General features: G+C 72.0%; 12 protein-coding genes. 5 read left to right on the top strand and 7 right to left on the bottom strand.

The features are described from left to right. Positions 1-184: 184 nt before the first annotated feature. From PD653B2_RS02680 to PD653B2_RS02650, 7 genes are all read right to left on the bottom strand, one after another. On the bottom strand, positions 185-1,069 hold the full coding sequence (locus PD653B2_RS02680; protein WP_085870782.1) for a COX15/CtaA family protein: 885 nt from the start codon (positions 1,067-1,069) through the stop codon (positions 185-187). Continuing rightward, positions 1,060-1,824, bottom strand: a complete 765-nt coding sequence (locus PD653B2_RS02675; RefSeq protein ID WP_085870781.1) for an ABC transporter permease — start codon at positions 1,822-1,824, stop codon at positions 1,060-1,062. Before PD653B2_RS02675 ends, PD653B2_RS02680 begins: the two co-directional genes overlap by 10 nt. After that, entirely contained in the window at positions 1,821-2,768 is a 948-nt protein-coding gene (locus PD653B2_RS02670) for an ABC transporter ATP-binding protein (RefSeq protein WP_085870780.1), read from the bottom strand. Before PD653B2_RS02670 ends, PD653B2_RS02675 begins: the two co-directional genes overlap by 4 nt. Positions 2,769-2,863: 95 nt before the next feature. Continuing rightward, positions 2,864-5,218: a xanthine dehydrogenase family protein molybdopterin-binding subunit gene (locus PD653B2_RS02665; protein ID WP_085870779.1), complete on the bottom strand. Its 2,355-nt coding sequence runs from the start codon at positions 5,216-5,218 to the stop codon at positions 2,864-2,866. 40 nt (positions 5,219-5,258) lie between these two features. Further along, positions 5,259-5,933 (bottom strand): glycerophosphodiester phosphodiesterase, encoded by a 675-nt coding sequence (locus PD653B2_RS02660; protein WP_085870778.1) that lies wholly within the window; start codon positions 5,931-5,933, stop codon positions 5,259-5,261. Next, positions 5,930-6,673, bottom strand: a complete 744-nt coding sequence (locus PD653B2_RS02655) for a phosphatase PAP2 family protein (protein WP_085870777.1) — start codon at positions 6,671-6,673, stop codon at positions 5,930-5,932. Before PD653B2_RS02655 ends, PD653B2_RS02660 begins: the two co-directional genes overlap by 4 nt. A gap of 124 nt (positions 6,674-6,797) precedes the next feature. Next, positions 6,798-7,667: a lysylphosphatidylglycerol synthase domain-containing protein gene (locus tag PD653B2_RS02650; RefSeq protein ID WP_165763305.1), complete on the bottom strand. Its 870-nt coding sequence runs from the start codon at positions 7,665-7,667 to the stop codon at positions 6,798-6,800. A 150-nt stretch (positions 7,668-7,817) separates the two neighbouring features. Between PD653B2_RS02650 and PD653B2_RS02645 the strand changes: the two genes are divergently transcribed. From PD653B2_RS02645 to sufC, 5 genes are all read left to right on the top strand, one after another. Beyond that, a complete protein-coding gene (locus PD653B2_RS02645) occupies positions 7,818-8,525 on the top strand; it encodes a helix-turn-helix transcriptional regulator (protein ID WP_085870775.1) in 708 nt (235 codons plus the stop codon). Next, positions 8,525-9,943: a Fe-S cluster assembly protein SufB gene (gene sufB / locus PD653B2_RS02640; RefSeq protein WP_085870774.1), complete on the top strand. Its 1,419-nt coding sequence runs from the start codon at positions 8,525-8,527 to the stop codon at positions 9,941-9,943. Before PD653B2_RS02645 ends, sufB begins: the two co-directional genes overlap by 1 nt. A gap of 146 nt (positions 9,944-10,089) precedes the next feature. Beyond that, a complete protein-coding gene (gene sufD, locus PD653B2_RS02635; protein WP_085870773.1) occupies positions 10,090-11,307 on the top strand; it encodes a Fe-S cluster assembly protein SufD in 1,218 nt (405 codons plus the stop codon). Beyond that, the gene (locus tag PD653B2_RS02630) at positions 11,304-11,639 is read left to right on the top strand and encodes a non-heme iron oxygenase ferredoxin subunit (RefSeq protein ID WP_085870772.1); all 336 of its coding nucleotides are present in this window, start codon (positions 11,304-11,306) and stop codon (positions 11,637-11,639) included. The genes sufD and PD653B2_RS02630 overlap by 4 nt, the downstream gene beginning before the upstream one ends. Further along, a complete protein-coding gene (sufC, locus tag PD653B2_RS02625) occupies positions 11,636-12,394 on the top strand; it encodes a Fe-S cluster assembly ATPase SufC (RefSeq protein WP_085870771.1) in 759 nt (252 codons plus the stop codon). The genes PD653B2_RS02630 and sufC overlap by 4 nt, the downstream gene beginning before the upstream one ends. Position 12,395 lies beyond the last annotated feature (1 nt).

The following is a 12,395-nucleotide window of genomic DNA, read 5'->3' as shown; positions in this document are numbered from 1 at the left end:
CTGACCCGTCGCTGGTGCACGCTCCGGTGGCACTGACCCGTCGCTGGTGCACAGCCGGCCTGGGTGGTCGGCGAGCCGAGGCGACGGCTCAGCGCTCCTGCCGCGAGCCGGAGCGACGGCTCAGCGTTCCTATTGCGTGCCGAAGCGACGGCTCAGCGCTCCTCCGGTGTGCCGAAGCGACGGGTCAGCGCAGGACCGGCTCGCGGACCCGGATCACGGCCCAGGTGACCGTCGCCGAGACCAGCGCGGCGCCGAGCATGTGGAAGCCCACGAGCACGATCGGCAGGTCGGTGAAGTACTGCACGAAGCCGATCGCGCCCTGGGCCACCTCGACCACGAGGAGCACCATGACCGCGCGCCGGGTCCCCGCAGGGGCGCCGGTCGCGAACGTCACGAAGAGCAGGCCCAGGGTCAGCCCGACGAACAGGAACACCAGGTCGGCGTGCAGCTGGCTCATCTGGAGGGGCGAGAGGCCGTTGCGGGCCGAGTCGGCGTCGCCGGCGTGCGGGCCGGAGCCGGTCACGACGGTGCCGACGTAGAGCACGGCCCAGGCCGCGCCGAAGGTCGCCCAGGCGAGACCGACCACCGGCCCGCGCGGAGGTACGGCGGGCGCCGGGTGGTCGATCCGGTGCAGGAAGAGCACGCCCACGCCGATGATCGCGAGCGAGCAGAGCAGGTGCAGCGAGACGACCCACGGGTTGAGGTCGGTCAGCACCGTGATGCCGCCGATGACCGCCTGTGCGGGGATGCCCAGCGCCATCACCAGCGCCAGGCGGCGCAGGTCGCGCCGGCCGGACTGCCAGGCGGCGACGAACGTGGCGACCGCGACCGCGACGAGCACGTAGGTGAGCAGCCGGTTGCCGAACTCGATCGCCGAGTGCATGTTGTAGGCACCGTGCGGCGTGAACGACTCGTCGGTGCAGCGCGGCCAGGTCGGGCAGCCGAGCCCCGAGCCCGTCAGCCGGACGACGCCGCCGGTCACGACGAGGACGCAGTTGGACACGATCGTCGCCCAGGCCCAGCCGGTCAGCCCCTCGTCGAGACGCCGGAGGCGGTCGGTCACTCCCACTTGAAGGTCCTCGCTGTCAGGACGGTGCCGAGCACCGCCCAGGTGAGCAGGACGCCGAGGTCGCGCCAGGCGACGCCGCCGTCGATCAGGGCGTCTCGCATGGCGCTGCCGAGCGCTCCCGACGGGAGCCAGCGCACGACGTCGCCGAACGCGCCGTACGCCGAGACAGGCAGCACGACCGCGCCGCCCGCGAGCAGCAGGAGGTAGACGAGGTTGGCCGCGGCGAGCGTCGCCTCGGCGCGCAGGGCACCCGCGAGGAAGAGCCCCAGGGAGGCGAAGGCCGCGGTGCCGAGGACGACGGCGAGCAGCGCGCCGAGGTAGCCGGGATCCGGGTCCCAGCCCATCGCGAGCGCGACCGCCGAGATGACGACCACCTGCAGCAGCTCGACGAGGAGCAGGCCGCCGACCTTGCCGGCGAGCAGGCCGGACCGGGGGAGCGGCGAGGAGCCGAGCCGCTTGATGACGCCGTAGCGGCGCTCGAAGCCGGTGGCGATGGCGAGCGAGGTGAACGCCGTGGACATCACCGCGAGCGCGAGCACGCCGGGTGCGAAGACGTCGATCGGGTCGTGCTCGAGCGAGATCCCGATGCTGTCCGCGCCCGTCACGCCGCCGATGAGCACGATCACCGGGATCACCACGGCGAGCAGCAGCTGCTCGCCGTTGCGCAGCATCAGCCTCGACTCCATCCGCGCCTGGGCGAGCACCTGGCGGCCGAGCGGGGCCGCGCCGGGCCGGGGTGTGAAGGTGCCGCTCATGGCTCGGGGTCCCCGGCGACGCGCGAGCGGAGCGAGCGGCTTGTCGGGGTGGAGGACAGCTGCCGTCCGGTGAGCTGGAGGAAGACGTCCTCGAGATTGCGCTGGCCCAGGGTCAGCGACTCGGGGAGTACGTCGTTGACCTCGCACCAGTGCGAGACCTTCGCCAGCGTCGACGCGTCGGCCGGCCCGGTCACGAGCAGGCTCACCTCGTCGAGCAGGGTGACCTCGGTCCCGGGGCCGAACGCCGCCCGCAGCGAGTCCGGCGACCCGGGCGGGAACGGCCGGGTGACCACCAGCCGGATCGTCGCGTGGGTGCCGCCGCGGGTCAGCTCGAGCGGCGAGCCCGAGGCGATCAGCCGCCCGTGGTCGATGATGTGGATCTGGTCGGCCAGCCGTTCGGCCTCGTCCATGTAGTGGGTGGTGAGGACGACGGTCACGCCGTCGTCGCGCAACTCGGTGAGCAGCTCCCACGTGGTCCGGCGGGCCTGCGGGTCCATGCCCGCGGTCGGCTCGTCGACGAAGACGATCTCGGGACGGCCGACCAGTGCCATCGCCAGGCCCAGCCGCTGCTGCTGGCCGCCCGAGAGCCGGCGGTACGGCGTCCGGCCGCAGTCGCCGAGGCCGAGCCGGTCGGAGAGCATGGCGGTGTCGAGCGGGTGGGCGTGCAGACGGGCGACGTGGTCGAGCATCTCCATCGCGCGCACGCCGCTCCACGCCCCGCCCCCCTGGAGCATGACGCCGATCCGCGGCAGCAGGTCGCGGCGCTCGCGGACGGGGTCGAGCCCCAGCACGCGCACCGAGCCCTGCTGCGGCTTGCGGTAGCCCTCACACGTCTCGAGCGTGGTGGTCTTGCCGGCCCCGTTGGGGCCGAGTACGGCGGTGATCGTCTGCCGCCCGACCGTCAGCGAGAGCCCGTCGACGGCGACCTTCTCGCCGTACCGCATGACCAGTCCGTCGACCGAGACGGCAGGAGATGCGTCATCAGGCACCCCTGAAGTGTAGGAACGGCCGGCCGGGGGCCGCGTGTCGGGTCGCGGGCTCACACCTCGGCGCCGCTGGTGACCGAGCCGCCCGCGGAGTCGCCGGGGATCGTGTCGAACGCCGCGGGCGGCTCTCGCCACAGGTCGGGCAGCGTCCCCGCGCGGGCCTGCTCGATCGCGCGCCACACCCGCTGCGGAGTGCAGGGCAGGTCGATGTGGCGGACGCCGAGGTGGCTGACCGCGTCGACCACGGCGTTCTGGACCGCCGGCGTCGACCCGATCGTCGCGGACTCGCCGATGCCCTTGGCGCCCAGCGGGTTGAGCGGCGTGGGCGTCTCGGTGGTGGACACGTCGAACGAGATGGCGTCCGCCGCGGTCGGGATCGCGTAGTCGACGAACGTGGACGTGAGCGGCGTGCCCTCGGCGTCGTAGACCATGTGCTCCCAGAGCGCCTGGGAGATGCCCGACAGCGTGCCGCCGTGCTGCTGGCCGCGCACGAGCAGCGGGTTGACCACCCGTCCGCAGTCGTCGACGGCGATGTGGCGCAGCGGGGTGACGTGGCCGGTCTCCGTGTCCACCTCGACGATCGAGACGTGGGCGCCGAAGGGGAACGTCGACCCAGGCTGCTGGAAGTCGTGGGTGGCGGACAGGCCGCCGTCGTGCTCGTGGGCGTACGCCGCGACCTCGGCCCAGCTGACCTGTGCCTGGGCGACGCCCTGCACCCCGAACCCGTCGTCGGTCGCGACGACGTCGGCGGAGGAGGCCTCCAGCATCCGGGCCGCGACGTCCAGGGCGCGCTCGCGGACGAGGGTGGCCGCGCCGTCGACCGCGGTGCCGCCCAGCTGCAGCGACCGGGACCCGCCGGTGCCCCCGCCGGTGCGGACGCGGGTGGTGTCGGACTGCACGTAGGTGATCCGGTCCATGGGGATGCCGAGCCGGTCGGCAACGATCATCGAGAACGCGGTCGCGTGACCCTGACCGTGCGCCGAGGTGCCCGCCATGACCGTGGCGGTGCCGTCCTCGTGGATCTCGACGCCGCCGAACTCCGACCCGGCGAAGCCGGTGATCTCGACGTACGTCGAGATGCCGATGCCGAGCTGGCGGACGTCGTGGGCCTCGCGCCGCCGCCGCTGCTCGGCTCGCGCCCCCTCGACGTCGGCGATCCGCAGCGCCTCGCGCAGGGGCAGGTCGAAGTCGCCGATGTCGTAGGTCGCGCCGGTGACGGTCTCGAACGGGAACGCGTCGGGCTGGATGAGGTTGCGGCGGCGGATCTCCTCGGGAGCGAGCCCCAGCTCGTCGGCCGCCACGTCCATCAGTCGCTCGATGAGCGCCGCCGCCTCGGGCCGCCCGGCGCCGCGGAACGCCCCGTTGGGTGCGGTGTTCGTGAGTGCCGCGATCGCGGAGTAGCGCAGTCGGGGGACGTCGTAGACACCCTGCGCCATCAGGTAGGTCCCGCCCAGCACGAACGAGCCGCCGAACCCGGCGTACGCGCCGCAGTCGCCGACCAGCCGCAGGCGCATCCCCTGGATCCGGCCGTCGTCGTCGAGCCCGAGCTCGGCGTACTGCACCTGCCCGCGGCTCTGCATGGACAGCATCGCCTCGCTGCGCGTCTCGGACCACTTGACCGGGCGGCCCAGCGCGAGGGCCGCGCCGACGACCGCGCAGTGCTCGGCCGCCGCGCCCGCCTTGCCGCCGAACGCGCCGCCGACGTGCGGCGTGACCACCCGGACCCGGTCCTGGGCGAGGCCCGTGTAGGTCGCGATCTGGTCGCGCGCCAGGTGCGGCTGCTGGGTCGCGACGTACGCCGTGAGCTCGCCGTCGCCGGGCCGCACGACGATGGCGTGCCCCTCGATCGGGGACGTGGCGATGCGCTGGTTCTCCATCCGGACCCGCACCACGTGGGTGGCGTCTCCCCACGGGTCGCTCTGGTCGTCGTCCTTGCGGGACCCCGCGATGTTGCCCGCGATGTCCTCGAACTGCAGCGGCGCCCCGGGCGCGAGGGCGGCCTCCATGTCGGCGACCGCGGGCAGCACGTCGTAGTCGACGTCCACGAGCTCGGCGGCGTCGACCGCGGCGGCGCGGGAATCGGCGACGACGACGGCGACCGGGTCGCCGACGTAGCGGACCTTCTCGCCGGCGAGCGGTCGCCGGCGAGCGGCCGGGTTGACCTCCGCGAACGGCGGGTAGTGCCGCTCGCCGAGGTCGGCGGCCGTGAAGACCCCCACGACGCCCGGGACGGCGGCGGCCGCCGCGGTGTCGATGGCCCCGATGCGGGCGTGCGCGACGGGGCTGCGCACGAAGACCGCGTGGAGCAGGTCCGGATCCTGCTGGTTGTCGACGAACGTCGACCGGCCGAGCAGCAGCTCGGGGTCCTCGACACGGCGTACGACGGTGCCCAACAGCGAGGTCGCCATGATTTTCGTCCAGTCTCCCAGGAGCAGTCCGAGGACGAGGCTAGCCCGCAGGTGGACGCCTCCTCCGGTCCAGGACCTCGCGCAGGATCGCCGGCTCGTCGCTGATGACGCCGGTGACACCGGCCGCCAGCACCCGTCCGAGGGTGGCCAGGTCGTTGACCGGCCACGTCATGACCACCTCGACGCAGCGGTGCAGCTCCGCGACCACGCCGGCGTCGAGCAGCGAGGCGTGCACGGACACGCCGTACGGCGCGGGCCGGTCGGCGTCGCGGACCCGCCGGCGCAGCGCGGACAGCTCGGCCCGGTTGCGGGCCGACAGCACCGACCGGACGTATGACAGCTCGGCGACCCGCTCCACCGCCGGCCAGTGCCGCCCGCACACGAGCAGCGGCCGGTCGTGCGCGCGGTCGTGGAGGAGAGCGGCGACGGCGCGGCCGGTGGCGACGTCGCGCCCCTTGAGGTCGAGCATGAAGGTCGTGCCGTGCCGGTCGGCCTCGAGGAGCTCCGCGAGGCCCAGGCGCGGCGCCTTCGTCGAGGCGAGCTCCCAGCGGTCCCAGAGGAAGGGCAGCGGCCCGGCCGTCTTGAGGTGGCGCACCTCGAGCCGGGACCGATGGCGGTGCACGTCGCACTCGACGACGTCGGCGCCGAGGAGGTTGGTCGCGTGGAGACCGGCCAGCGAGTTGCCGGCCCGGTGGGCGATCGCGAGCACCGTCATGGGACCTCCTCCCGGCTGCGTCGCTCGCGCCGGCGCTCCAGCAGCAGCGCTCCGGCGTAGCCGACCAGGGCGAGGGCGAGTCCGGCGGCCACGTCGACGACGTAGTGGTTGGCGGTCGCGACCACGGAGAAGGCCATCAGCACCGGCAGCAGGTAGCCGAGGAGGCGTACGGCGACGGTGGTGGCGGCCGCGGCCACGGAGAGACCCACGAGGAGGTCCCAGCCGGCGTGGAGGCTGGGCATCGCGGCGTACTGGTTGACGAAGTTCGGCGGCTGGAGGAACCGGTAGGCCCGGGAGTGCTCGGTGACGGTGTCGACCAGTCCGGTGTCGGCGAGGCGGGGCGGGGCGACGGGGTAGGACACGAACACCACCAGGCCGAGGCTGCCGGAGATCAGCATCGCGTCGCGCAGCCGGAGGAAGACGTGGCGGTGGTGCCAGGCGAGCCAGGCCATCACGCCGACGATCACCGGCCAGTGGCCCCAGATGTAGACCCAGTTCGCGAGTGTCTCCAGGACGGGTGACACGGTGACGACCGCCTGGAGGCCCGGCTCGACGTCGATGCCCAGGCGCTGCTCGAAGGAGAGCACGTCCCGGGCGTGCGCGAAGGCGACCCGCGGCGCGGCGGCGGTGAGCCCGCGGACCTGGAAGTAGCAGAAGACGCCGGCCGCCACCAGCACGGCCTGGGTCGCCACCCACCGCACACGCCGGTGCCCCGTGAGAGCGCTGGGCGGCATGAGCATGGCTCGACTCCTGCATCCGACGCGACGACGCCGGTGGGGCTACGACGACCTCTCACCATCGTCGTGGGGACCCGGCGGTGCGGGCGTGAGGCGAAGGTCCCGACCTGGTCGGCCGAAGTCCCGATCAGGCCGGCGCCGCGGCGGCGGCCAGCTGGCGACGGGTGACGAACAGGCTCGTGCCACCGAGGGTCAGCGCCGGCAGCCAGGCCAGGGCGGCCTTGAGGGAGACGGCCGCCACCGCCGCGGCCCAGGGCACCCCGGTCGCCACCAGGCCGACGACGAGCGCGCCGTCGCGCGGGCTGGCGCCGTTCGGGCCCGGCACGGCGCCCGCGAGCTGGCTGGCGCCGAACGCGCCGAGGACGGCCAGGGGGGAGACGCTGTGACCCGTCGCCGCGACGGCACCGAGCAGGAGGGCTGCGATGGAGAGCTGGTAGCCCGCCGACAGCACGAGGCCGTGGACCAGCTGGCGGGGGCGGGGGAGCCGCCGGGTCGGCAGCACCCCGGGGCGGACCCGGTGGAGGACCAGGACGACGACGACGCCGGCGAGGGCGACGCCGGCGACCCCGAGGAGCATGTCGACCGGGAGCGCGGCTCCTGCGAAGCCGACGAACGCGGCCAGCGCGAGGGCGCCGACGAGCCGGTCCGCGCCGACGCTGAGGACGGCGTCGCCGCGCCCCAGCCCGGCGCCGGTGAGCCGGTGCACCCGCCACAGGTCGGCGCCGACGTGCCCGGGGGTCAGCAGCCCGAGGAGCTCCGACTCGGCGTACGCGCGCAGGTGCCAGCGCCGGGTGAGGCCCGCGTCGGTGAGGGCCCGCCACCGCAGCGGGCACAGGAGGTACTTGCCGACCACCCAGGGCAGCAGTCCGGCGAGCAGCGGCCACGGGCTCACGGCCGGCAGCCGCGGGAGCGTCACGACGGGCACCACGATGCTCACGAGGACGCCCAGGACCAGCACGGTGCGGGAGCGGAGCAGGGCGCCCAGGCGCTCGATCATGGCTGGTCCACGGGTGGGTGAGGGATCATCGTCAAGCTGTCTCGATTCTCGCAGGTGGTCCAAGACCTCGGGGCCCGATGGACCCCGAGCCGGCGCAGGTAAGGGTCGCCTTGCTTGAACCCTCAGTTTCATTAACGGCACACTGGTGTTGTGGAATTCGACGAGGCGCCCGCCCGGAGTGACGGAGCCGGGCACGACCAGACGACGCGCCAGCGCGTCGCCCGGTCGATCCTCGTCAACGGACCCTCCACCGCCGCGGCGCTCGCCGAGCGGCTCGACCTCACTCCCGCGGCCGTGCGCCGTCACCTCGACCAGCTGCTCGAGGACGGTGCCGTGGAGGCCCGCGAGCCGCGCAGCCAGGCCGCCCGCGGCCGGGGTCGGCCGGCCAAGTTCTTCGCCCTGACCGAGTCGGGCCGCGACGGCTTCGACCAGCAGTACGACGACCTCGCGGCGCAGGCGCTCCGGTTCCTCGCCGAGACCGGGGGAGAAGCGGCCGTCCGGGAATTCGCGACCCGTCGGGTGGCGTTCGTCCAGGAGAGGTTCGAGGGGATCCGGGCGGAGCACCCCGAGCTCGGGTCCGCCGCGGTCCTGGCCCAGGTCTTCACCGACGAGGGGTACGCCGCGACGGTTCGCGAGCTGCCGGTCGGCGAGCAGCTGTGCCAGCAGCACTGCCCGGTGGCCCACGTGGCCCATGAGTTCCCGCAGCTGTGCGAGGCCGAGACCGAGGCGATCAGCCTGGTCCTCGGCCGGCACGTCCAGCGGCTGGCCACGATCGCCCACGGCGACGGGGTCTGCACCACCTGCATTCCGAGCACACCCACCGCAACGCCCATCAACACGAAGGAGCGGGTCAGCTGATGACCACCATCGACGAGCGCAATCCCGAGCTCGAGGGCATCGGACGCTACGACTTCGGCTGGGCCGACTCGGACGTGGCCGGTGCTACCGCCAAGCGCGGCCTGAGCGAAGAGGTCGTCCGCGACATCTCCGCGAAGAAGAACGAGCCGCAGTGGATGCTCGACCTGCGGCTGAAGGGTCTCAAGCTCTTCCACCGCAAGCCGATGCCGTCGTGGGGATCCGACCTGTCCGGGATCGACTTCGACAACATCAAGTACTTCGTGCGCTCCAGCGAGAAGCAGGCGGCGACGTGGGACGACCTCCCCGAGGACATCAAGAACACCTACGACAAGCTCGGCATCCCCGAGGCGGAGAAGCAGCGCCTGGTCTCCGGCGTCGCGGCCCAGTACGAGTCCGAGGTCGTCTACCACTCGATCCGTGAGGACCTCGAGGAGCAGGGTGTCCTCTTCCTCGACACCGACACGGCGCTCAGGGAGCAGCCGGAGCTCTTCCAGGAGTACTTCGGCACCGTGATCCCGGTCGGCGACAACAAGTTCGCCGCGCTCAACACCTCGGTGTGGTCGGGCGGCTCGTTCATCTACGTCCCGCCCGGCGTCCACGTGGACATCCCGCTGCAGGCCTACTTCCGGATCAACACCGAGAACATGGGCCAGTTCGAGCGCACCCTGATCATCGTCGACGAGGGTGCCTACGTGCACTACGTCGAGGGCTGCACCGCCCCGATCTACTCCTCCGACTCGCTGCACTCCGCGGTCGTGGAGATCATCGTGAAGAAGGGCGGGCGCTGCCGCTACACGACCATCCAGAACTGGTCGAACAACGTCTACAACCTCGTCACCAAGCGCGCCACCTGCGAGGCCGGCGCGACCATGGAGTGGGTCGACGGCAACATCGGCTCCAAGGTGACGATGAAGTACCCCGCCATCTACCTGATGGGCGAGCACGCCAAGGGCGAGACGCTCTCCATCGCGTTCGCCGGGGCCGGCCAGCACCAGGACGCCGGCGCCAAGATGGTGCACGCCGCTCCGCACACCTCGTCGTCGATCCTGTCGAAGTCGGTGGCGCGCGGCGGTGGGCGGACGTCGTACCGCGGCCTGATCCAGGTCAACGAGGGCGCGCACGGCTCGAAGTCCAACGTGCTCTGCGACGCGCTCCTGGTCGACCAGATCAGCCGCAGCGACACCTACCCGTACGTCGACATCCGCGAGGACGACGTGTCGATGGGCCACGAGGCCTCGGTCTCGAAGGTCTCCGACGACCAGCTCTTCTACCTCATGTCCCGCGGCATGGAGCAGGACGAGGCGATGGCGATGATCGTGCGCGGCTTCATCGAGCCGATCGCGAAGGAGCTCCCCATGGAGTACGCCCTCGAGCTCAACCGGCTCATCGAGCTCCAGATGGAAGGGGCCGTGGGCTGACGTGTCTCCGCTTCGCTCCGCCACGCCGGCCCACGGAGACTCGCGTGTCGTCGCTTCGCTCCGCCACGCGGGCCCCTTTTCTGTCACGCGGTAGACCGCCCTTCCCGTGGTTACGATCGCTTTTGAACACTAGGAAGTTTGCTTAGATGACGTTGACCGACACTGCCCGCGAGAGCGTGGAGTCCGCCCTGGAGCAGGGGCCGCTGTTCAGCCACCTGAACCCGCCCCCGTCGTACGACCTGGCTGACCACCCGGTCCCGCACGGTCGTGAGGAGATCTGGCGCTTCACGCCGCTCAAGCGGCTCCGCGGCATCCTCGACGGCGAGGCGTCCGACGCGACCCTCACCCGGGAGGCCACGCTGCCTGACGGCGTGACCCTGACCGAGATCTCCGCCGAGCAGGCGCGTGAGCTCGGCGAGCTCGCCCCGATCGACCGGCCCTCCGCGCTGGCTGCTGCCAACGCGGGGACCGCGGTGCTGCTCGACGTCCCGGCGGAGTCGGAGATCGCCGAGCCGATCGTCCTGCGCCTGCACGGCGAGTCGGCCGACGACCTGGTCTGGGGTCGGCTGGTGATCCGGGTCGGTCGCCACGCGCAGGCCACGGTCGTGATCACGCACACGGGCTCGGCGCGCTACTCCGCGATCACCACGGTGCTCGCCGGAGACGCCTCCAACGTCAACGTGCTGTCCCTGCAGGACTGGGACGACGACGCGGTCCACCTCGGCCGCGACGCGATCCAGGTCGGGCGCGACGCCAGCGTCAAGCACACGTCGATCTCCTTCGGCGGCGACCTGGTGCGGATGCACGCCAACGTCGAGTACGCCGGCCCCGGCGGCTCGGCCGAGCTGCTCGGCCTCTACTTCGCCGACGAGGGCCAGCACCTCGAGCACCGCCTCTTCGCCGACCACAACGCGCCCCGCACCAAGAGCCACGTGCTCTACAAGGGCGCGCTCCAGGGCCAGGGCGCCCACACGGTCTGGATCGGGAACGTGCTGATCCGCAAGATCGCCGAGGGCATCGAGACCTACGAGGAGAACCGCAACCTGGTCCTCTCCGACGGCTGCCAGGCCGACTCCGTGCCCAACCTCGAGATCGAGACCGGCGAGATCGAGGGGGCGGGCCACGCGTCCGCGACCGCCCGCTTCGACGACGAGCAGCTCTTCTACCTGCGCTCGCGCGGGATCTCGGAGAAGGAGTCGCGGCGCCTCGTCGTGCACGGCTTCTTCAACGACCTGATCCGCAAGGTCGGCATCCCCTCCATCGAGGAGCAGCTGCTCACGACGGTCGAGGCGGAGCTGGCGAAGAACGTACTTCGAGACGCCTCCTTCGTCGGCTCCTCAGTACCCGGGTCTGAGGCCCGATGAGCTTCGAGCGTGCCTGCGCGGTCAGCGACGTCCCGACCGACGAGGCGCTCGGCGTCACGGTCGGGGAGTACGACGTGGCGCTCGCGCGTGACGGGGACGAGTTCTTCGCCATCCAGGACCTCTGCTCCCACGCGGCCGTCGCGCTGAGCGAGGGCGAGGTCGCCGACTGCACGGTCGAGTGCTGGCTGCACGGCTCGCGGTTCGACCTCCGCACCGGCAAGCCCACCGGGCTGCCCGCCACCGAACCCGTCGCGACCTTCCCGGTCGAGGTCAAGGGCGACGACATCTACGTAGACACCACCACCACCCTGAACGGAGTCACCCCCTCATGAGCGAGCTCGTCATCACGGACCTCAAGGTGTCCGTCGACACCGAGGACGGCCCCAAGGACATCCTCAAGGGCGTCACGCTGACCATCAAGGACGGCGAGACGCACGCGATCATGGGCCCCAACGGGTCGGGCAAGTCGACGCTGGCCTACTCGATCGCCGGCCACCCGAAGTACACGATCACCGGTGGCACCGTCACCCTCGACGGCGAGGACGTCCTCGCGATGTCGGTCGACGAGCGGGCGCGGGCCGGGCTGTTCCTGGCCATGCAGTACCCCGTCGAGGTGCCCGGCGTCTCGGTCTCCAACTTCCTGCGCACGGCGAAGACCGCGCTGGACGGCGAGGCCCCGAAGCTCCGCACCTGGGTCAAGGACGTCAACACCGCGCTCGAGAAGCTCAACCTCGACCCGACGTTCGGCACCCGCTCGGTCAACGAGGGCTTCTCCGGCGGCGAGAAGAAGCGCCACGAGATCGCCCAGCTCGAGCTGCTGAACCCCAAGGTCGCCATCCTCGACGAGACCGACTCCGGCCTCGACATCGACGCGCTCAAGATCGTGTCGGAGGGGGTCAACCGCTTCCGCGCGCAGGAGGGCAAGGGCGTCCTGCTGATCACGCACTACACCCGCATCCTGCGCTACATCGAGCCCGACTACGTCCACGTCTTCGTCGACGGCAGGATCGCCGAGCAGGGCGGGCCGGAGCTCGCCGAGGAGCTGGAAGCCTCGGGCTACGAGAAGTACCTCACGGCGGCGGTCTGAC

Origin of the sequence: Nocardioides sp. PD653-B2 (assembly GCF_002117935.1) — a bacterium.
Taxonomy (GTDB): domain Bacteria; phylum Actinomycetota; class Actinomycetes; order Propionibacteriales; family Nocardioidaceae; genus Nocardioides.
Note: the sequence above shows the minus strand (reverse complement) of the source record. Positions and strands in the feature narration are given on the sequence as shown.

Excerpts from the sequence above, each read along its gene's own strand:
- PD653B2_RS02630 (WP_085870772.1), top strand. The coding sequence starts at position 11,304 with ATGAGCTTCGAGCGTGCCTGCGCGGTCAGCGACGTCCCGACCGACGAG.
- sufD (WP_085870773.1), top strand. The coding sequence starts at position 10,090 with ATGACGTTGACCGACACTGCCCGCGAGAGCGTGGAGTCCGCCCTGGAG.
- PD653B2_RS02660 (WP_085870778.1), bottom strand. The coding sequence starts at position 5,933 with ATGACGGTGCTCGCGATCGCCCACCGGGCCGGCAACTCGCTGGCCGGT.
- sufB (WP_085870774.1), top strand. The coding sequence starts at position 8,525 with ATGACCACCATCGACGAGCGCAATCCCGAGCTCGAGGGCATCGGACGC.
- PD653B2_RS02665 (WP_085870779.1), bottom strand. The coding sequence starts at position 5,218 with ATGGCGACCTCGCTGTTGGGCACCGTCGTACGCCGTGTCGAGGACCCC.
- PD653B2_RS02655 (WP_085870777.1), bottom strand. The coding sequence starts at position 6,673 with ATGCTCATGCCGCCCAGCGCTCTCACGGGGCACCGGCGTGTGCGGTGG.
- PD653B2_RS02670 (WP_085870780.1), bottom strand. The coding sequence starts at position 2,768 with ATGCGGTACGGCGAGAAGGTCGCCGTCGACGGGCTCTCGCTGACGGTC.
- sufC (WP_085870771.1), top strand. The coding sequence starts at position 11,636 with ATGAGCGAGCTCGTCATCACGGACCTCAAGGTGTCCGTCGACACCGAG.
- PD653B2_RS02675 (WP_085870781.1), bottom strand. The coding sequence starts at position 1,824 with ATGAGCGGCACCTTCACACCCCGGCCCGGCGCGGCCCCGCTCGGCCGC.
- PD653B2_RS02650 (WP_165763305.1), bottom strand. The coding sequence starts at position 7,667 with ATGATCGAGCGCCTGGGCGCCCTGCTCCGCTCCCGCACCGTGCTGGTC.